Raw genomic sequence first — 20,511 nt, 5'->3', positions numbered from 1 at the left:
TCAACTGGTTATACTTTACAAAGATATTGAAATATTGTTCTTGTTATAATAAATTACTTACGAAATCTATTATCTTAATTGCGATTTCTAAAACAAACTGTACCATAATATTGTGATTTTGATTGTTAATTAATTGGTATATAAAATTAACTGTACGAAATTAGGAATAATAATTCATAAAAAGAATTTCGGGGATGTTAATTTTTAATAAAGTTTCAAATTTGAAATCTTCTACTTATTTTGTTTTGATAGAGATTTCTTTCTTTCCGTTTTTAATGGAAATATCAACATTCTCTACATCATCAGAATTAAATCTCATTTTTTTGATCATCAATTCAGCTTCTTTCTTTCCTACTTTCTTTCCATTGATGATAATTGAATCTCCATTGTTAGAAGGTACGACAATCGAATTAGATCCCGAATTTACGGTTACAGAATCCTCATTTTGATTGACCGTTGTGGTATTCATCTGGTTATTGTCGTTATTGTCGTCATTGTAATCATCATCATCTACCGAAAACCCGCGTTCATCATTTAAAGAAATTACTTTCATATTTTTTGGAATAATCAACTCGTAATCAACTCTATAATCCCTGAAACGATCGTTATAAGGATAAGAGAAATAATTAGGAAGTGTGATCTTGTTGCCAACTATTTCTAAAGGAACATTCACCTTCATTGGCAAATTATAACCATCTGCTCTCTTTTTAATTTCAAGGTAAGGTGCTTTCACATCTTTTCTAATCACATCAAGTCTGGGATAATCTTGTTTGTAAATGGTTTGCCCATCAGAGTAAACATCATCCCAATAGGATTTAAAGTTTTGAGGAATCACCACTTTTTTCAAATCAATAAGAATAGAATCCGAAGTCGTATTGATGGCTACATTGGCCGTGTCATCATTGGTTCCACTGTATTGACTTTTAAATTTTATAGCACTAAAGCCAGTTGCTGCAACCAAACCGATCCAAAGTAAAACCAAACCACCAATAACGTATCCTGTATTATTAAATTGAGCTTTAGGTGAAAATAATTTTATAGCTAAGTAAGAAAAAATCAATCCTGGAATAAAGGCTGTAAGAAATGACAAAGCGATCACGATAAAACCAAGATTACTGTCTTGCAGATAAAATCCTAAATTGCTGAAAAAGTTGATATTGCTCGCTCCTGAAAAACCGAACCCTAGGATTGCAAAAGATCCTATAATTAATGAAAGTCCCATCATCGCAAGAATAATTCCTAAAACATATCTTACTAAGTTCCAGATCCCGTTTCCAGCTTTATTGATGTACGGTTTGTTTTCGTTGTAAAGTTCTCCGACTTTCTGCGTAGATTCATTCGCAAACTGTACAATTTTAGTCGATTCTTCTTTAAGGTTATCGAAGTTCATCGGTTTCCCTTTCATTTTTAAAAAATCTGTTGCAGTTTCTGCTCTGGGAAGTACAATCCAAAGAATGATATAAATCACTACGACGATAATGGTAGAGATTGCAGTAAACATTCCGATGATTGCAATTCCCAACCAAATTGCGCGCATTGCCGTAATATCCATTCCAACATAATGTGCTAATCCTGCACAAACACCGGCTAATTTTGCACGTTCAGGATCGCGGAACAATTGTTTTTGTCCGTTAAAGTTTGCAGAAGATCTCTGCTCTTTTTTATTGGTTGAAGTTTTTTCGGAGAAATACGCTTCTTCCTGTTCTTCAATTTTTTCGGGAGATCCAATTTGAGCAATTACCCTTTCAACGTCAGTGTCGTTAATGACTTCGCGTTTTCCGAGTGCGTCTTTGAAAATCTCGACCATTCTAATCTCGATATCGTGCATCACCTCATCGGCTTCGGAAACATCCAAAGAACTTCTAAGAGCTGCAAGATAATCGCTGAGTTTGATGTAGGCGTGTTCCTCTATGGTGAAAGAGAAACCGGCAAGTCCTATTGAGAGTGTCTTATTCATCGTTTTAGTTTTTAGGTTCGAACGAGTTTTCAGGAGCGTTCGTAGGGTTATGGTTTTTAGTAATTTGATTGACAGAGTCTGTTAGTTCGTTCCAGGTATTGAGCAGTTCGGCGAGAAATAATTTTCCTTTCTCTGTCAACTGGTAATATTTTCTGGGTGGTCCGCCGGTAGATTCTTCCCAACGGTAGGAAAGAAATTCGCCGTTTTTCAATCGGGTAAGCAGTGGATAAAGAGTTCCTTCAACCACATCCAGTTTTCCATTTTTAAGTTCATCAATGAGATCTGAAACATACATTTCTCTTTCATTAATTAAACTCAAAATACAGAATTCCAGAATGCCTTTTCGCATTTGCGCTTTGGTGTTTTCTGTGTTCATTGTTTATAGGTTATTAATTAGTTCAACTGTTAAAAATAAAATTTGATGAAGAATTAATCTGTAAAAGAATATTCTTAACCAATCTTACTATACAAAGATATGTAATTATTTTAGTATTATGCAATACAAAGTAGTAAATATTTTAATTTATTTTTAGTTAAAGTTTTAAATAATGTTGTAGAGTCCCTTTAATACTGAAAAGTTCGGTTCAAAAAAAACCGCCTCAAACTGAGGCGGTTCTTATATCAAGTAACTAATTACTATTTTTTGATCGCTTTGAACGATTGAATTGTTCCGTCTTCCATTTGAAGAGTAACGATATACAATCCAGTTTTCAAATCTGAAAGGTTCAGTTCTGCAGAAGGTTTCAAGTTTTTAACCTGTCTTCCTGAAACATCGCTTACAGAAATTGATTTCACTCCTTTCACTTCAGAGATTTTTAATACATCCTGGAATGGGTTAGGGTAAATTGAAACTGATGATTTAACTACATTTGATGTTGCCATCGTAGGCTCTTTAATTGTAACTGTATAATCTTCTACTTGCCCAAAAGTGAACGTTCCACAAGCCGTAGGATTCGCAGTACCATAATACATTTTAACTCTCATACGCGTATTTCCTAATTTTGCAGCACTAGGAATTGTAATATTCCCGGTAGCAGATGCTGCTGAAGTAAGTGTTACTTTTTCTGTTGCGTCATCAAAAGCTCCGTCTTGATTATAGTCAATCCATACTACTGTTGTATCACTATCAAAACCACTAATATCCACTATAACAGGATAGATCCCATCTCTTTCAACAAGTGCAGGAGCAAGTGCAGTAAAATCTTCGTATCCAGCCGTTGAAGTAGATGCGTTGTTGATTCCCGCAAATAAAACTTTGCTTATTTTCTCATAAGATGTACTTGTAGCTCCGGCAGAACAATAACCTAGTACATTACTAGTACTAAAAGCGACTTCAGTACAACCTGTTGCAGGGCCATTTCCGTTAACTGGGATTACTGTCGCAAAATAATTGCTAGAAGCAGCTAAAGGAATTGCTTTTGAAGTGCCAGAAACAAAACCAGTAAATACATCATTACCACCAGAAGTTGTACCAACGTTAACTTGATACTTTGTAGCAGTCGGAACTGCAGTCCAAGTCATTATATACTGACCATATGGAACAGTTGCTCCTTGAGCAGGATTTGTAACAGTAGTACATGCTGGTGGAGAAACTACAACATCTTCAACTATTGACAAATCATCAATATAAAGAACTCCGGCACCTGAACTTCTTACGAAAAATGTCCCAATCGCAAACTTTGAACCTGGTGCTAAATTAGCTTCATCAAGTACTCCTGCTGGGATGGTACCTGATAAAGGTGTACAAGTTGTGACTGGCGCTGCAGCAAGTGATTTAGTTGCAAAAGTAGTAACTGACCATTGTCCAGAAGGTCCCGTTAATGGATCAAAAACAAAATAAGCTAAGTACAATGTTCCTGCTCCGTCTGTTTTTCTGTAATTTACAGAAACAGAAACTTTTTGACCGGTCGTTGTTTGTGGAACTGCCTTGTCTGCAAAACTAATCGCATATCCAACCTGGGTAGTACCCGCTGTAGAAGCTATATTTGCTGCCCAAGAAGTAGTACCGCTACAAAATACTGTGGTATTTGCGCTACCATTTCCAAAAAAGATACGACCGTCAGACGGGGTATCAAAATTTTCAAGAATGTTGTACTGGGCACTAGCACCAATACCGAGTGCTAAAAAGCACGAGAGTAGAAATTTTTTCATGTAAATAATTTGTTAAATGTTATACAAATAAAACAAAACATATCCACATAAAAAAATAAAAACATGAAAATTAAATGCAAAAATATGAGGTAATCATTAAACTTACATAAAATTATACCTTGTATTGTTACAAATTCTATATTTATCGCAATGTTAAATTTTCCTCTCTCAATCTTTCAAGTTGATCTAAAAGATGTTTAATCACCTCCAATCCTGCGAGGTTGACTTCCAGGTCATAATGCCAATTGGTAAATTTCTCAAAAGTGGATAATTCATCAAACATTAAATATTTAATATTATTTTCAGTTTCTGTTTTTAAAAGTCCGGCTTCTTCCAATGAATCAAAAAAAGTGATTTCAACATTGTAGATTCTCACTAGCTCTTCGCGTGATATTCTTTCGTTCATATCGCTAAATTTTTAAGTTGAAGAAATAAATCTTTTTCCTTATCGGTCAAGTTGGTTGGAGTTTTTACCACATAAGTGACATATAAATCTCCAAATTCGCCTTCTTTTTTATAGACCGGGAATCCTTTGCCTTTTAATTTTACTCTGGTTCCATTTTGTGTTTCTGGTTTTACTTTTAAATTGACGGTTCCATCTAACGTTTTCACCAAAGTTTCTCCACCCAGAATAGCGGTGTATAAATCAATCTCCAGATCCGTACTCAAATCATTTCCCACTCTTTTAAACTGATGATCTTCCATAATATTAAAAGTAATAAATAAATCCCCACTTGGACCGCCATTATGACCAGGATTTCCATGACCTTTTAATCTAATTTTCTGACCATTTGCAATACCGGCCGGAATCGTAATTCGAACTTTCTTGCCATTGATATCAAAAGTTTGCTGATGGGTTTTCGCGGCATCGCGCAACTGTAAGGTCAAATTTGCTTCCACATCCTGGCCTTTAAATTTCCCCGATGCGCTACCTCTGGAACCGCCAGAAAAACCACCACCGCCGCCAAACATACTTTGAAAGAAATCTGAAAAATCTGCACCTTCACCAAAGTCCGATTCAGAAAATCCACCATAACCTCCTGCTTGTCGTGATTGTTGTGATCTTTGTTGTTGGTGAGCCTGTTCATATTGCTCACCGTGTTTCCAGTGTTCGCCGTATTGGTCGTACTTCGTTCTGTTGGCGGCATTGCTCAAAACCTCGTTGGCTTCATTAAGTTCTTTGAATTTCCGCTCTGATTCTTTGTCGCCTGGATTAACATCTGGATGATATTTTCGGGCTAATTTTCGGTAGGCTTTTTTTATTTCGTCGGCAGTCGCTTTTTTATCAATGCCTAAAACTTTGTAATAATCGATATATGCCATAAAATAATGATTTACTCAAATTTAAAAAAACTAAAACGAACGACGTTCTAAAGTTCTGTTAAATCTTTCTGTTTAAATTTTCTTATTTTTAAGTAAAATATTTCATTTCCAAATTCCAACACTATGAAAAAGCATCTCTTCATACTCCTACTTTTATCTTTGACTTATTGCTCCAAAGAAAGCACAACCCAATCGGAAAGTTTAAAGAAAGATTCTACTTTAATTACAAATGATTCACTGAAAGAAACAAATAACAATTTGGATAATGGAACATTAAATAAAGAAGAAACTTTAAAAACGATGAATAATGAAATTCTATCCATTTTAAAATCGAAAGATTACGCAAAACTCGCGAACTATATTCATCCCGAAAAAGGATTTCAATTTTCGATGTATGCTTATGTAAACGCCAAAAAGGACAAACATTTCACAAAAGAAGATTTCAATAAATATGTCGCAACCAATATTAAGTTTACTTGGGGCGAGAAAGATGGAACTGGCGATCCACTCATACTTTCAATCAAAGATTATTTAAATCAATGGGTTTTTAAAAAAGATTTTACGAAAGGAGAATTTCATTTTAACACGTTTAAAGGAACTGGAAATTCTTTGAACAATCTAAAAGAAATATATCCCAATAACTATTTCACTGAAAATTACATTGGCGGTTCAGAAGAATATGGCGGGATGGATTGGAATTGCGTTCGTTTTGTTTTCGAAGAAGTATATGGAACTTATTATTTAGTGGCTGTGATCAATGATGAATGGACGATTTAGAAATATGATCTTTCTCATTTAAATTATAAAATACCATTTTTAAAATTTACGCTTATCTTTGACGAAACATCAATTTATGAAGGAAGTTTTGAGAAATTATTCTGGTATCATTTTACTTTTAACCGGTATTACGATCGGAAGTCTTATCGGAATATTTTTCCCACAAGTCGTCAGTTATCTAAAACCGCTAGGCGATATTTTTCTAAATTTACTTTTCGTAAGTGTTGTTCCCTTGGTTTATTTCGCAGTTGCCAATTCCATTGCCAGTGTAGAACAAGGCGGAAAATTTGGCAAAATTATTTTCGCAATGATCATCACTTTTTTACTCTTCATTCTCATTGCTGCACTTTTCACTATTACGGTCGTATACTTTTTCCCAACCGAAGCTTTACCCTCTACAGGCAGCGACCTCTTAGATGATTCTGGCGATGAAAGCTGGGGCAATCGGATCGTAGGCTTCTTTACAGTTGGTGAATTTTCTCAGTTATTTTCCAGACAAAATATGCTTGCCTTATTGATATTCGCTTTTTTAACCGGAACAGCTGCGAGAAAAGCGGGTGAAGCTGGCCAAGTTTTCCGATCCTTTTTAGCATCAGGTTACGAAGTAATGAAAGAGCTTTTATTGCTCGTAATGAAAGTTGCACCAGTTGGTTTAGGAGCCTATTTTGCTTTTCAAGTCGCCACAATCGGGCCGCAACTTTTTGGTTTTTATGCAAAACCACTTGGCTTATATTATATCTCAGGAGTTGTTTATTTCCTAGTATTCTTCACGCTTTATGCCTTTGTCGCTAAAGGTAAAATCGGCGTAAGACAATTTTGGACCAATAATATTTACCCTAGTATAACAGCTATTTCCACGTGCAGCAGTTTTGCAACAATGCCTGCTAATTTACAGGCAGCCGCAAAAATTGGAGTTCCCGACGCAATCGCCAATATTGTGATTCCGATTGGAAGTACGCTTCATAAAAACGGATCTTCCATGTCTTCGATTATTAAAATTTATGTTGCATTTTTAATTATCGGTAAGGACTTCTTTGATCCAATGAATCTTCTACTCGCTTTAGGAATTACCGTTTTTGTAAGTATCGTCGCTGGTGGAATTCCTAATGGTGGATATATTGGTGAAATGTTGATGATATCGGTGTATCAATTACCCGTAGAAGCGATCCCAGCAGTGATGATCATCGGGACTTTGGTAGATCCTTTAGCAACGGTTCTAAATTCAACTGGTGATACCGTGGCGGCAATGTTCGTAACAAAGTTGTCTAGCGAAAAATTTGAAGAACCGAAAGAATTCGCTCCTTAAAATTCAATAAAAAGGACTTCCAAATTTGGAAATCCTTTTTCAAATCAAATATTTAAAAATTATTTATACGCCTCAATTGTTTTATTAATTAAATCAATCTGCGCATTAATGGTTTTACTGGAAGGATTCGCTTTTAAAACCTGCATCTTTTTCAAAAGTCCATCTTGTAAGATTTGAACGATCATCATTTTCGCTTGAGGATTGTTTCCGATTTGACCTTTTGCCTGACCTAAAATTTTGGTCAAGTTTTCAGTAGCTTTCAAGTTATCAGAACTCATAATCCAGTTAAAGCCTTCTTCTGCAGACGCTCCTAATTCGGGATTCTGGAATTTTAAAAACGGATAAAACGCTGCTGTTGTAGCGATTGCTGGCATTTGTTTTATAATTTTATTTTTAACAATAACCGGAAGAAGCTCTGCAATTAAATCATCACTTGCTCCTTCTAAATCGATATTTTCTGCCAAAGCCGCAACTCTTGCTGGATCGATGGCTGCAATTCCGGTAAGTGAATTTGCCTTAACAGAATTAGAAACTGCGTTCAATCCTTTTTCAAAAAGAGGAAGATAATTTTTATCCTTTGTTTTTGCCAGCGTAGAAATTGCCGCTCCCTGCACCAAAGTTTTCGGATCATTAGAAGCTATCTTCTCCACTTCGGAAAGGGCTGCTTTAACCTGATCAGGTTTTGATAAATCGAAACCGCTCACCGCTTTTATTCTGATTCTAAAATTCGAATCTTTCAAGCCTGCTACTAATATCTTTAAAAAAGCAGGATCTTTAGCAACGTTCTCTGCCGCATTTTCAACCGCCAGATACCTGCTTAAGAATTCTTTGGAATTTTGATATTGCGTGAAATACTGATCTGCCGTTTTAGTATCGGTAAACTCACCAAGTAAAACTCCGTCTGCATTAATATTAACCAACTCCGGATTTTTGGAAACGGTGAAAGTAAAATTATTTTTTTCTTTCGCATTCACCCAAACATTTTTACGCGCAGGTTTTCCATTTTCATATAAATCAATCGCTAGCGGGAATTGGTAATTTTGACCTACCTGAGTTTGGTTAATGGTTACGGTAACTTGCTTTTTTACCGGTTCAAAACTCGTGGTATAGGATAATTTTGGATGTCCGCTTCCGTAAAACCACTGATTGAAAAACCAGTTTAAATCTTTCCCCGAAATTTTTTCCAAAGACAACCGAAGTTGATGTGCTTCGCCAGTACCATATTCATTGGTTTTCAAATAGTCAGTTAGCCCTGCAAAAAATGCATCATCACCTAAGTAATTCCGCAACATGTGAAGAATCGCCCCACCTTTATTATAAGAAACGCCATCAAACATATCTTCGCGGGAATGATAATTAAACCGAACCAAGTCTTTAGAAATGTTCGAAGGATCCATCATATAGCCTTTGCTTTCTTTCATCAAACCGTAATCAGCCACATCTTTTCCGTATTTATGTTCGTTCCACAAATACTGTGAATAATTAGCAAAAGATTCATTGACCGTCAAATTACTCCAACTTTCGGCGGTAACTAAATCGCCAAACCAATGGTGAAATAATTCGTGTGCAATGGTTTCTTCCCAACGGTTTTCATCGATCAGATCGCCAGGTTTTTGTTGAGCAGATTCTTGGTGAAGCGTTGCGGTGGTATTTTCCATCGCACCAGAAACGTAATCTCTACCGGTAATTTGAGCGTATTTTGACCACGGATAATCATAATTCAATCTTTTAGAAAAGAACTCCATCATTTCTGGCGTATTTCCGAAAATCTGTTTTGCATACGGTTCATATTCCTTTTCTACATAATAATCGACGCGAACATTTCGCCATTTGTCTTTCACCACGGCATAATCACCAACTCCCATGAAGAATAAATACGGCGCATGTTTTTTATCCATTACCCAATGATCAGTGCGCAAACCACCATTTCCTTTGGTAGAAGATTTCATTAAACCATTCGATAAAGTCACGTATTTGTCAGGAACGGTCATATAAATTTCCTGCGTAGTTTTCTGATTAGTTTTATCGATTGTTGGAAACCAGGCAGAACTTGCCTCCGTTTCTCCTTGTGTCCAGATCTGAGTTGGTTTATCGGGATCTGTTCCTTGAGCATTGATGAAATAAAGTCCTTTCGCATCAGAAATTGCAGCGCTCCCTTTTTGAGTTACTTCATTCGGACGCGCGGTGTATTTAATATAAACCGTATAATCCTGATTCCTATTGTAAGTTTTATCCAGATTAATTTTGAGCATATCATCTTTATACTCATATTTCAAAGGACTTTTAGTTCCGTTTTTATCTAAAGCAACTTCATGAATCAGCATCGCCTTTGCATTCAAAACCAAAGAATCGGTCGGGTAGAAATACGGCGAAGCGGTTAACCATTCTTCACCACCCATTTGTTCTTTCTGGTAATCGAAATTCACTTTTAATTTCGTGTGTTTCAATTCCGTCATTTTGGTGTGCGACTGTCGGTAAACTTCAGTTCTGCCGGAAGTTTCAGTTTGGGCAAAAACATTTCCCGAAAAGAACATTCCGAGTAAACTAATGGAGATGATCAGCTTTTTCATTTATTTAAATTGCTTTTTAATTTTAAAGAATAATCTTTTCTAAAATCTAAGATTTCTTATTGACAAAGGTTTCGAATAGATCATTCACAAACGATTCATAGTCGCCACTTTTCAATTGCTCTTTGCTTTTGTTAACGGCTTTTTTCAAATCGCTTTCGTCATTTTCATGATTGATAAGTTCCACAGATTTTATACCTTTAATTTGAATTAAAAGTTCTGTCAATTTGCCAAGGTCGGCGTTATCTTCGAGGTTTATTTTTAAAGATTTCATTGAATGATTGGTAGCTATTTTAAAAGAAAAGTTACAAAAAAAGTGAAGGATCAACTTCACTTTATCTTTTCAAAAAATGTTTTATTTTTTTTGGATCTTTCTTACAATGCCAGAAGAGTTTAATAATTACATCTTCACCTATTAATTCATAAATTAATTTTACCTGTCTTTTTCCGATAAGGGTAAAACGCAAATTTGGGGAATCTGAAAATCTTTGATGTTCTATAATGCCATCATGCAAAGTTTGTTTAAACTTTTTAATATCAGTTCGTAACACATTCATTTCTCTATCAGTCCAACGTTCACGAATAAAATCAGTTACATCTTCCAACGAAGTCAACGCAATTTGTGAAAAAACAATTTTCATTTCTTATTGAATATTGAATCCATTAATTCTTCTGAATATTTTTCATACCGACCTTCTTCAAAATCTTTATGACTTTCCTCTAAAACTTTTTTAAAGTCTTCAGAACTTTCAATCTCGTCCCAGGAATATGTTTTTCCCTCGTCAGAAACCTCCACACTTTTTACCCCTTTCAATTGCAAAAGCATTTTTTTGAAAAAGGAAACATCGGTTTTATCGTCTAGTTTTATGGTAATTTCCATCGTTGAATTTTTATCAAAGTTAAAGATTAATTTTAAAATTTATCAAAGATTTAAACTTTAATGAATTGAATTATATCGCAACCGGCGCTTTTATTACTGGCTCTGGATTATAATTTTCTAATGTAAAATCTTCAAAATCAAAATCGAAAATATTTTTGATTTTTGGATTTAGTTTCATGGTTGGTAAATCTTTCGGCGTGCGCGAAAGTTGTTTATGAACTTGATCAAAATGATTGTTATAAATATGAACATCACCGAAAGTGTGTACATAATCTCCGACTTCTAGATCACAAACCTGAGCAACCATCATTAATAGCAACGCATAACTTGCAATATTAAAAGGAACACCTAAAAAGACATCTGCACTTCTTTGATAAAGTTGCAGCGATAATTTCCCATCGGCTACATAAAACTGAAACAAAGCGTGACAAGGCGCTAAAGCCATATTTGGAATTTCCGAAGCATTCCAGGCAGACACAATTAATCGTCGGGAATCTGGATTTTTTTTAATTTGATCGATCACTTCTGTAATCTGATCAACAACCTTTCCGTCGGCTCCTGTCCAACTTCTCCATTGTGCGCCGTAAACAGGACCGAGGTCGCCATTTTCATCCGCCCATTCATTCCAGATCGAAACGCCGTTATCATTCAGATATTTGATATTGGTATCGCCTTTTAAAAACCAAAGTAATTCATAAATAATCGATTTCAAATGGACTTTTTTGGTCGTCATCATTGGGAAACCTTTTGAAAGGTCGTAACGCAACTGGTACCCAAAAACACTTCTGGTTCCGGTTCCTGTTCGGTCGGTTTTATCTGTTCCGTTATCTTTTATATATTGAAGTAAGTCGAGGTAATTTTGCATGTGGTGTTATAAGTAATGAGCAATCAATAATGAGTAATAAAAACTTGTTAATTTACAAAAATAATAAACTTAATTTAATAAGGAACGTATCTACCATTTCCACCGCTATCATTCATAATAAATTTGATTAGGATTTTTTCAGAATTCCCAGTGATGGATTTTAGCTTTCCGAGTTTACCTTTATCACTGTAATAATCGCCCCAATATTCAAAAGTTACAGGTCCGAAATCTTTAATTTTGCCGTACTTACTGTTATTCATTGGTTCATAATCGTAATAATCGATGAATATATTACCGATGCTTTTTAGTTTTCCGGATCTTTGGATATCAAATCCATCTTTTTTCCAATAATCAATTAGAATGAGACCGATGCTTTTTAGTTTTCCGAATTTTTCTGGCTCGTAATTAAAACTGTCATAATAATCCAGTTCAACAGACCCAATTTTTTTAATCTTGCCATTCCTCGCATCACGCTCATTTGAGGTCAGCCAATATTCGATTTTAATATCTCCGAAACTCTTCACTTTTCCGTATTTTTCTTTTTCAAACTGTTCATTGTCAAAGTAATCCAGTGTTCCATTTAACTGTATGGAAGAAACCGTTCCGACATAACCATTTTCGTTCAAAACGAAAATATATTCTTCGGTATAAATTTCAATAGAAGTTAAATTTTCCCCATCCATTGAAGCAACAATTCTCTGAATATTTTGTGCTTTAGAACTGATAAAACTGAATGACAAAAAAAGAAATAAGAATAGTTTTATTTTCATACTTAAATGTTTAAAAAAAATATTACCAAACAGCCTTAATAGTTTGCTTCATGTTGTTCAATGAAATCTCTTCCCCTTTTTTCATGCCAAATAATATTTTACCCAAAGGGCTTTCGGTGGAAATAACGAAAACTTTCTTCTCATTAAAAATAATTTCACCTAAAGAAACAGCGATATAAAACAATCCTTTATCCGTTTCAACCAAACTTCCCAAACCAATTGTCTGATGAAGATTCGTATTGATCTGTTTTAAAGAATTTCGGGCATTCCTATTTTCATTTAATTGAATCTGTAGCGTATTAATTTCCTGCTGAACCATTTCCCGCGATGTTTCAAATTTATCGCCCATCGAACTTTTGGTTTCGTTGTTTGATGCTCTGGTTTCGGCAATCAGCCGTTCTAAATTTTCAATTTTTGCTGAAAGTTTATCCTGTATGATTTTAAGGATTTCGGATTTGTTCATTTTAATTTTTGCGAAACCCTTTCAGCCTTCAGAAGGCTGAAAGGGTTGTTTTAATCTAATAATTTTGATGACATAAGGTGAAACTCTCTCTGTCTTCAAAATATTCTAATACTTTATCTCTCTGAATTTTAGTTGGTGCATCTGAAAGCATCGTGAGATACGAACTCCATTTATACTCTTCGATATTGTCAACAATTCCATGATGCTTGGGATTATTATGGATATATAAAATTAATTGTTTTAAGTAGTTTTCGTCCTCGATTATTTTTCGCTCAAATGGTTTCTCAAACAAACTGCCTGATCTGCTATATCTTTTATTTATCGCCAACGTATAAGCGTTGAAAAAATGAGAAAACTGTCTCGATGGATCAAAACTTTTAGGTTTTTCGACTGTTGAAAATTGGAAATCAGAAAATACCAATTCCTCAGCTTCCCTGATTCTAATCAATATATGAAAATGATTTCTTAAAAGACAATAACAGTAAACTTCTGAAATAGGAATAATATATTTTGCCAAAAGTTTTAAGAAATAACTGTAATTCTCTTCTTCAAAGAAAATATCCTGCCTGTTATTCCCTCTATTAAAGATGTGATAAAATCTCCCAAATTCAATTTTTTCAATTTGCATCACTTTTAATTTTAATTTTTTTCACTAAACCCTTTCAGCCTTTAAAAGGCTGAAAGGGTTCTAAACTTATTTCTCCATCACCGCATAGCCACCAACAGGCAAGTAAAAACTTTTATCTTTTGAAAAATCTTTGACGGGACCAGAAAAAACATTTTTAAAAGTCCCAGAAACATTTACATCGTCAATGGTAAATGACACATTTTCCCTAGAAAAATTTAAAACCGTTAACACTTCATCTTTTCCATTCTTACGAACATACGCCATGACTTTATCATCAGCAGATGTTTTTAAAATATGAGTTGAGGCCGCAGCATCGCCTCCCCGCAAGGCAGAATTGTTGGTTTTTAAAGTCAATAGGGTTTTATAGAAATCGGCAAGTTCATATTTACCGTTCCATGGAATTGGATCTTTCTCGAAAAATTCCAGACGTTTAGTTTTTAACGGTAATTCCTGACCATTATAAATAAGTGGAACACCATTCCAGGTTACAGAAAACACAGCTAAAGGCATGGCTAAGTCACCGTACTTTTCATACTCCGTTCCGTTCCAGGTATTTTCGTCGTGGTTGCTCGTAAACCAAGCTCTCATTGAAGAATCACCGATATTGGAATATTTGGTCAGTAAGTTTTTTAGATCTGCGAATGAGATTTTTCCTTCGTTATATTCCTGGGTTTTATGCATCCACGTCCAAACGTAACTGGCGTCGAATACTTTTCCATATTCGGGGTTGTCGAGTTCATCAAATTCTCCTAAAAAGAAAAGTGGTTTTATTTTCTCCACTTCAGGTCTTGCCTGTTCCCAGAAATCAACTTCAACCCAACTTGCCAGGTCACAACGGAATCCATCGATATTGGCTTCCTTCACCCAAAACTTCATTGCATCAATCATAGCATTTCTCATATCAGGATTTGAATAATCCAGTTCTATGATATCATCCATGCCAGAAGCAATATGGAATTTTCCGTCGGTATCGTGAAGATAATATTCAGGATGAGATTTGGTCCAAACGTGATCCCAACCCGTATGATTTGCGACCCAGTCGATGATGACTTTGAAACCCATTTTGTGCGCTTCATCAACCAAATGTTTAAAATCTTCCATCGTCCCAAATTCAGGATTAATGGCGGTGTAATCGTGTGCTGCATATTGACTTCCCATGGTTCCTTTTTTTACTTCCTGAGAAATCGGAGTAATCGGCATGAACCACAAAGTTTTCACACCCATTTCTTTCAGACGCGGCATCTCTTTTTCGAAAGCGCGAAAAGTTCCTTCCTTGGTATATTGTCGAACGTTAACTTCGTAAATGTTGGTTGTATGTTTCCACTCGGTGGGTAAATCCATTTTTTTTGTATTTGATTGCGTGCTGCAGGAAATTACTCCCAAGCTTAATATTGCTAGTAGAATCAGTCTTTTCATAGGTAAAGATTTAGGACAAATATATTGTTTATTATTGAAATTTCCGAGTTTACACAGTGGTCAAATTAGTAATTGATGATTTAAACAGCAAAATATTCTCTTTAAAAACAATTCATTTTTGGCCATAAAAAAACCCCGATTATTTCGAGGTTATATCTGTTCTTTGATTGATTAGTCTTCGTCATCATCGAAATCTTCTTCGTCATCGAAGCTTTCGTCATCATCAAAATCATCATCGTCTTCACCTTCAAAACTGGTTGATTTATACTCGTCTTCAAAACTTGGGAAATCGTCATCTAATAATGGTACTATTCCATTTTTCTTTGGTTTTGCACCGGTTTTACTTGGCGCTTTCAAAGGGATTTTACCAAAACGGAAAACGGTAATTGGATAATTAACCACTGATTTTTCATCAACAATCTCTACCAATTCACAGAAAAATTCCCATAGATCCATAAATCCATATTGGAAATGAATTTTATCTCCTGGCTTTTCAAATACTTCGCTAATGTAAACATCAGACATAATTTCGCCGTCACCATCATCGCTCATATCTTCCAACGGGACCGATTTCACAATGATTCCATCTTCATCTAAGATATTAAAAATAGACAAATCGTCGCCCATTAGTGAAAAGGCACTTTTGATTCCTAAGTGCAGATTCCACAGACTTTGCTTGTCTCTGATTTCAACATCTCTGAAAATATCCTCCTTGGTGTCTAAAATAATTCGGAGTTTATAGACCATTAGTACTTTAAATTTTTACGATTAATTATTAGTTTTATTCTTCGACTGCAAATATAAAACAAATGCAATTTGGCAAAAAAATTATTACCGAGTATTTATTAAAAAGTTTTGCTTAAATTTCCCCGCGCTCTAAGTTGTTTTTTCCAAAGAAAAACTAAATTTTGTACCTTCTAAATACACACTTTCGACCGCAATATTTTCCTGATGCGCTTCTAATATGTGTTTTACAATCGCCAGACCAAGACCAGATCCGCCATCATTCCTGTTTCTACTGGATTCTATTCTATAAAACCGTTCGAAGATCCGAGGCAACATTTCAGGCTTGATGCCCATTCCATTATCTTCAATTTCGACGAAAACTTTTTGATTCTGAACTTTCGTTGTGACCGTAACAGTCGCACTTTCACGATTGGAGTAATAAATCGCATTGGAAATTAAATTGAGTAAAACCTGCGATATTTTTTGTTTATCTGCCACAACCATCATTTGATTGGACGTCGTTTGAAGAATGATCTTCGTATTTTTTTTCTGCGCTTCTAAATCTAGGATGTCGATTAACTCACGAATAAGATGATTGAGATCAAAGCGGCTTTTATTTAAAGTAATAATACCACTTTCAAACTGATTGATCATATCCAGATCCTTGACAATATTCAATAGTCTTTCGACCGATTTATCAATTCTTTCCAGGTATTTATCACGAATAGCCAAGTTTTCAACACCACCTTCTAATAAAGTATCTACATAACCCTGAATCGTAAAGAGCGGTGTTTTCATCTCATGTGAAATATTGCCCATGTATTCTTTACGATACGTTTCCATGCCTTTCATGGTATCGATCTCAGTCGTGTTTTTCAAATTAAGATCGGTGAATCGTTGACTTAATTCTTTGAAATTCAGATCGGTTTCTTCATCTCTGATTTCGTCGGGTAAGATGGTTGAAATTTTACGGATCTGTCTTTTTCCATAAAAATTAAATAGAAAATCAACGACTAAATAATTGATAACCAAAAGCGTCAAACTGCTGATGAGCATAGTCGTAAAAAACTGCAAATTGGTATCTGAAAAATAATGTTTTACCTCATCAAAAACGTAGATGAGTAAAAGCATAACGGCAGTGAGGAACAAAGATGCCAGAAAGGTAAGTCGATAAAACTTCATTTGTTAAGAATGGTTATTGACCAAAGTTACACAACTAATTTATAACCGATTCCTTTTAAGGTTTGAATCATGTTGATTCCAAGCTTTTCACGCAATCTACGGATATGCACATCGATGGTTCTTTCGCCCACAACGACATCATTTCCCCAAACTTTTTCTAAAATCTCTTCTCTCTTAAAAACCTTTTCAGTGTTAGAAGCAAGCAGATAAAGTAAATCAAATTCTTTTTTAGGCAGTAAAAAGTGTTGTCCGCTTTTGGTTACTTTCACATTGTCTTTATCAATTTTTAGATCTCCAATTTCGATAACATTCGCATTTTTACCGACGTTGGACGTTAGTTGTAAAAGTGCATTTATTTTTGAGATTAAAATCCGCGGCTTAATCAGTTTCACGACGTAATCATTTGCTCCAGCCTGAAAACCCGCTAATTGAGAAAACTCTTCACTTCTGGCAGAAAGAAACACGATGAGCGTATTTTGTAATTCTTTGATCTGACGAAGTTCCTGACACGTTTCGATCCCATCTTTTTCCGGCATCATTACATCCAGGAGAATCAAGTCGGGAATCATTTCTTTTGCTTTCTGAATTCCTTCATTTCCGTTGGTTGCAGTGGTAACCAAATATCCTTCTTTCTCAAGATTATAGGACATGATCTCTAAAATATCAACCTCGTCATCGATCAGAAGAATCTTTTTCTTGTGCATTGTAAACTTTTTATTCTTTCAAAATTACTCAAATTAAAGGTTCCAAAACCCATCCTTTTAAGAATTCATAATTAATTAATATGACCCCGATTTTGTTAAAGGAATGGTAAACTAAAGTTAAAACTGACGCAACCTCAAATCAAGGTTTTGTTTCTTCCTTTGCCCCGAAAGAAATTTAATTAAAAAGAAGAAATGAAGATCAGAAAACTGAGTATCGGGGTGTTTTTTTTAATCTCAACAAGCGTTATTTATGGACAAGAGGTTAATAAAGATTCGATACAGAAAGAAAAAATCATCGAAGGAGTGATCATTCGTGGAGTCGGGAATAAAAAATCTGAATCTGCATTGTTACTCGATCAGAAAAAAGCCATCATCCAAAAACAATCGATGGGTTCTGAAGAAATTTCGCGGAAAGGAATTTCGAATATCGAACAGGCATTGGTAAAAGTAACCGGAATTACCAGCGTTGAAGGACGTGGTTTATTTGTAAGAGGTCTGGAAGATCGATACAATACTTTATTAATTAATGGTTTGGGTTCGCCGTCTAATAATCCGTTTCAGAAAATTATTGCGTTGAAACAATTCCCGACTGATGTAGTGGGAAAACTGAATATCTATAAAACCTTTAATTCTAATCTATATGCAGATTTTGCCGGAGCGACTTTCGATATTGAAACTTTAACTTACGACAAACCATTTTCTAAAATTGAATTCGGGATCGGAATTAATACCTTGAGTACGTTTCGCAATAACTTTAAAATTAATCCGAACGCTAATTCCATCGAAGGTTATGTTGGTTTAAATTCAAGAGATAAACAATTGCCAACTGAAGTAAATGGTTACCGACCTTCAAGTTTTAATTTTAATAATGTTCAGTCCCAAAATTCTTTTGGTGAAGGCTGGAATGTTGATAATATCAAATCATTACCGAATACGAGCATTGGTTTTACAACTGCTCAAAAATTTAAAATTGGTGAGACTTCTAACTTAGGATTTTTGTTCTCCTTAAATCAAGGTAATACCTATGAATACAGAGAGGGTATTAAAAATCAGTTTCGCTTAAATGGAAATTCGATCGATTATAACAACAATCTTAACCGAAAAGAGTACACCTACGAAACCGAATCATCCGTTTTGCTGGGCTTGGGTTTTAAAAATAAAGGAACTGCCATTAATTTAAATGGATTCTTTCTTCAAAATTCAGAAAATCTTATACAGGATTATGTGGGTTTTAGAAATGGAGAAACCAATAACGAACAATTTATCCGCGTGAATCAACAGGATATTTCCAGGTTTACCGATCTGCAATTAACGGCGTCACAAAAAATCAATGAAAGGCATTCTGTAAAAGCCGGCGCAAGTTGGGTGAATAATTTTTACCAGCAACCCGACCGAAAAATCATGTACGGACAACCGGGAAACGGAAATAATATTAATTTATCTTTTGGTGGAAATAATTTACTCCGACAATATTTAGATGTTAATGGAAAAAACTACTTTTCTGCCTTTGCAGAATACGCTTTAGACCTGGGAGAAAAAGGCGGCAAAAGAGAGTTTCCCTGGCAATTAGCGATTGGTTATAATGGTTTCGCGGATGTACGAAATACGTCTTACCGATTTATTTATTCTGTTTTAGACAATCCAGCGCAATCACAGATTACTATTGACAGAGACACGCCGCAAGCGATGTTTGATCAATCTATTTTAAATGGAACTTATCATTATCGGGAAGGTTCAACATCGGAATATAAAAACAATTTGTATCAGTTTGTGAATGCCGGTTACCTCAACATTAATTATAAACCGTCGGAATTGTGGGACATCTTAATTGGTGGAAGAGTTGAAAACAACATCAATATTACACGCTACAAACCGATCAGTGTCGGAATTAATGATGACTTTGTAACCCTGACCAAAAACCAATATTATATCCTTCCCTCTTTATCGGTGAAAAGAGTTTTGAATGATAAATCCAATATCCGTTTCGCAGCCAGTAAAACCATTACAAGACCGATCCTTATTGAATATATGCCGATCACCTATATCAATCCGGACAACGAAAACATCTTCGGAAATAAAGATTTAACGAACAGTGAAAATTACAATATCGATTTAAAATACGAGTTTTTTCCAAGCAACAAAGAAATGTTTGCCATTAACCTTTTCGCCAAGAAAATTGACAACGCCATCGAGCGCTCTTACATCGCATCCGGAAATTCAAACGGACAAACCATTACCTTTTTCAATGCTAAAACTGCAACGTTGGCCGGAGTTGAACTGGAAGGAATTTTATCTCTAAGCAGAATCAGCGAATCATTATCACGCTGGACTTTAGGCGCCAATACGACCCTCATGTACTCGGACGTGAAACGGAGCGCAGACCAAGGACAGGAAACAGATGTTGAAGCCAACAGAGATCGCGCTTTGCAAGGTGCAGCGCCGTGGACCGTGAATGCAGACCTGAAATATGAGTACAAAAATGCTCAGAATTTCGCCAAAACATTCTCCTTAATTTACAATGTTTCCGGCAAAAAAATCTACGGTGTTGGTTTTTCAAAACTCGATAATATTTTCGAAATGCCTTTCCATCAACTGGATTTCGTTTACAATAATCAAATCTCTAAAAACTGGAACGTGAAACTGGCTATTCAAAATATGTTGAATTCCCAATATCAATTGAAATTGGGCAACAACAGTTTAGTTCAGGTTCAGGAAAGTTCGCTGATGATGGAAAATTACAAAAAGGGAACTTCATTTAATATGACCGTTGGTTATACTTTCTAAATCAAAAATAAA

Annotated in this window: 20 protein-coding genes; 3 read left to right on the top strand and 17 right to left on the bottom strand. The window is 35.2% G+C overall.

The features are described from left to right. Positions 1 to 235: 235 nt before the first annotated feature. From ACEYOS_RS11190 to ACEYOS_RS11170, 5 genes are all read right to left on the bottom strand, one after another. Positions 236 to 1,957, bottom strand: a complete 1,722-nt coding sequence (locus tag ACEYOS_RS11190) for a PspC domain-containing protein (protein WP_373707794.1) — start codon at positions 1,955 to 1,957, stop codon at positions 236 to 238. 4 nt (positions 1,958 to 1,961) lie between these two features. Then, the gene (locus ACEYOS_RS11185; protein ID WP_373707795.1) at positions 1,962 to 2,333 is read right to left on the bottom strand and encodes a PadR family transcriptional regulator; all 372 of its coding nucleotides are present in this window, start codon (positions 2,331 to 2,333) and stop codon (positions 1,962 to 1,964) included. Positions 2,334 to 2,593: 260 nt separating this feature from the next. Next, the gene (locus ACEYOS_RS11180; protein WP_373797575.1) at positions 2,594 to 4,108 is read right to left on the bottom strand and encodes a GEVED domain-containing protein; all 1,515 of its coding nucleotides are present in this window, start codon (positions 4,106 to 4,108) and stop codon (positions 2,594 to 2,596) included. 142 nt (positions 4,109 to 4,250) lie between these two features. Continuing rightward, positions 4,251 to 4,514, bottom strand: coding sequence for a chaperone modulator CbpM (locus ACEYOS_RS11175; RefSeq protein ID WP_373707797.1), 264 nt, complete (start codon positions 4,512 to 4,514; stop codon positions 4,251 to 4,253). Further along, positions 4,511 to 5,431, bottom strand: coding sequence for a DnaJ C-terminal domain-containing protein (locus tag ACEYOS_RS11170; RefSeq protein ID WP_373707798.1), 921 nt, complete (start codon positions 5,429 to 5,431; stop codon positions 4,511 to 4,513). Before ACEYOS_RS11170 ends, ACEYOS_RS11175 begins: the two co-directional genes overlap by 4 nt. Positions 5,432 to 5,554: 123 nt before the next feature. On the opposite strand from ACEYOS_RS11170, the gene ACEYOS_RS11165 reads away from it, so the two are divergent. Next, the gene (locus ACEYOS_RS11165) at positions 5,555 to 6,208 is read left to right on the top strand and encodes a hypothetical protein (RefSeq protein WP_373707799.1); all 654 of its coding nucleotides are present in this window, start codon (positions 5,555 to 5,557) and stop codon (positions 6,206 to 6,208) included. Positions 6,209 to 6,284: 76 nt separating this feature from the next. Then, positions 6,285 to 7,514 carry a dicarboxylate/amino acid:cation symporter gene (locus ACEYOS_RS11160; protein WP_373707800.1) on the top strand — a complete coding sequence of 410 codons (1,230 nt, stop codon included), beginning with the start codon at positions 6,285 to 6,287 and terminating at the stop codon, positions 7,512 to 7,514. Between the two features lie 59 nt (positions 7,515 to 7,573). On the opposite strand, the gene ACEYOS_RS11155 is transcribed toward ACEYOS_RS11160, so the two are convergent. From ACEYOS_RS11155 to ACEYOS_RS11100, 12 genes are all read right to left on the bottom strand, one after another. Next, on the bottom strand, positions 7,574 to 10,084 hold the full coding sequence (locus ACEYOS_RS11155) for a M1 family aminopeptidase (protein WP_373707801.1): 2,511 nt from the start codon (positions 10,082 to 10,084) through the stop codon (positions 7,574 to 7,576). Between the two features lie 46 nt (positions 10,085 to 10,130). Continuing rightward, on the bottom strand, positions 10,131 to 10,355 hold the full coding sequence (locus tag ACEYOS_RS11150; protein ID WP_373707802.1) for a hypothetical protein: 225 nt from the start codon (positions 10,353 to 10,355) through the stop codon (positions 10,131 to 10,133). 61 nt (positions 10,356 to 10,416) lie between these two features. Continuing rightward, complete coding sequence (locus tag ACEYOS_RS11145) at positions 10,417 to 10,722, bottom strand: hypothetical protein (protein WP_373707803.1); 306 nt, start codon at positions 10,720 to 10,722, stop codon at positions 10,417 to 10,419. Continuing rightward, positions 10,719 to 10,961: a hypothetical protein gene (locus ACEYOS_RS11140; protein ID WP_373707804.1), complete on the bottom strand. Its 243-nt coding sequence runs from the start codon at positions 10,959 to 10,961 to the stop codon at positions 10,719 to 10,721. Before ACEYOS_RS11140 ends, ACEYOS_RS11145 begins: the two co-directional genes overlap by 4 nt. A gap of 70 nt (positions 10,962 to 11,031) precedes the next feature. Then, complete coding sequence (locus ACEYOS_RS11135) at positions 11,032 to 11,826, bottom strand: thymidylate synthase (RefSeq protein ID WP_373707805.1); 795 nt, start codon at positions 11,824 to 11,826, stop codon at positions 11,032 to 11,034. A 74-nt stretch (positions 11,827 to 11,900) separates the two neighbouring features. After that, positions 11,901 to 12,596 (bottom strand): hypothetical protein, encoded by a 696-nt coding sequence (locus ACEYOS_RS11130; protein WP_373707806.1) that lies wholly within the window; start codon positions 12,594 to 12,596, stop codon positions 11,901 to 11,903. A gap of 22 nt (positions 12,597 to 12,618) precedes the next feature. Further along, the gene (locus tag ACEYOS_RS11125; protein WP_373707807.1) at positions 12,619 to 13,059 is read right to left on the bottom strand and encodes a hypothetical protein; all 441 of its coding nucleotides are present in this window, start codon (positions 13,057 to 13,059) and stop codon (positions 12,619 to 12,621) included. Between the two features lie 55 nt (positions 13,060 to 13,114). Next, positions 13,115 to 13,687 (bottom strand): transposase, encoded by a 573-nt coding sequence (locus ACEYOS_RS11120; RefSeq protein ID WP_373707808.1) that lies wholly within the window; start codon positions 13,685 to 13,687, stop codon positions 13,115 to 13,117. A gap of 66 nt (positions 13,688 to 13,753) precedes the next feature. Beyond that, positions 13,754 to 15,028, bottom strand: a complete 1,275-nt coding sequence (locus ACEYOS_RS11115) for an alpha-amylase family glycosyl hydrolase (protein WP_373707809.1) — start codon at positions 15,026 to 15,028, stop codon at positions 13,754 to 13,756. Between the two features lie 246 nt (positions 15,029 to 15,274). After that, positions 15,275 to 15,850: a hypothetical protein gene (locus tag ACEYOS_RS11110; protein ID WP_373707810.1), complete on the bottom strand. Its 576-nt coding sequence runs from the start codon at positions 15,848 to 15,850 to the stop codon at positions 15,275 to 15,277. A 129-nt stretch (positions 15,851 to 15,979) separates the two neighbouring features. Beyond that, positions 15,980 to 17,011, bottom strand: a complete 1,032-nt coding sequence (locus ACEYOS_RS11105) for a sensor histidine kinase (RefSeq protein WP_373707811.1) — start codon at positions 17,009 to 17,011, stop codon at positions 15,980 to 15,982. Positions 17,012 to 17,037: 26 nt separating this feature from the next. After that, positions 17,038 to 17,715 (bottom strand): response regulator transcription factor, encoded by a 678-nt coding sequence (locus ACEYOS_RS11100; protein WP_373707812.1) that lies wholly within the window; start codon positions 17,713 to 17,715, stop codon positions 17,038 to 17,040. A gap of 192 nt (positions 17,716 to 17,907) precedes the next feature. Between ACEYOS_RS11100 and ACEYOS_RS11095 the strand changes: the two genes are divergently transcribed. Continuing rightward, complete coding sequence (locus ACEYOS_RS11095; RefSeq protein ID WP_373707813.1) at positions 17,908 to 20,499, top strand: TonB-dependent receptor plug domain-containing protein; 2,592 nt, start codon at positions 17,908 to 17,910, stop codon at positions 20,497 to 20,499. Positions 20,500 to 20,511 lie beyond the last annotated feature (12 nt).

This window comes from Kaistella sp. (genome assembly GCF_041824135.1).
Lineage (GTDB): Bacteria > Bacteroidota > Bacteroidia > Flavobacteriales > Weeksellaceae > Kaistella.
The sequence above is the reverse complement of the archived record's forward strand: the minus strand, read 5'-3'. Positions and strand labels throughout refer to the sequence as shown.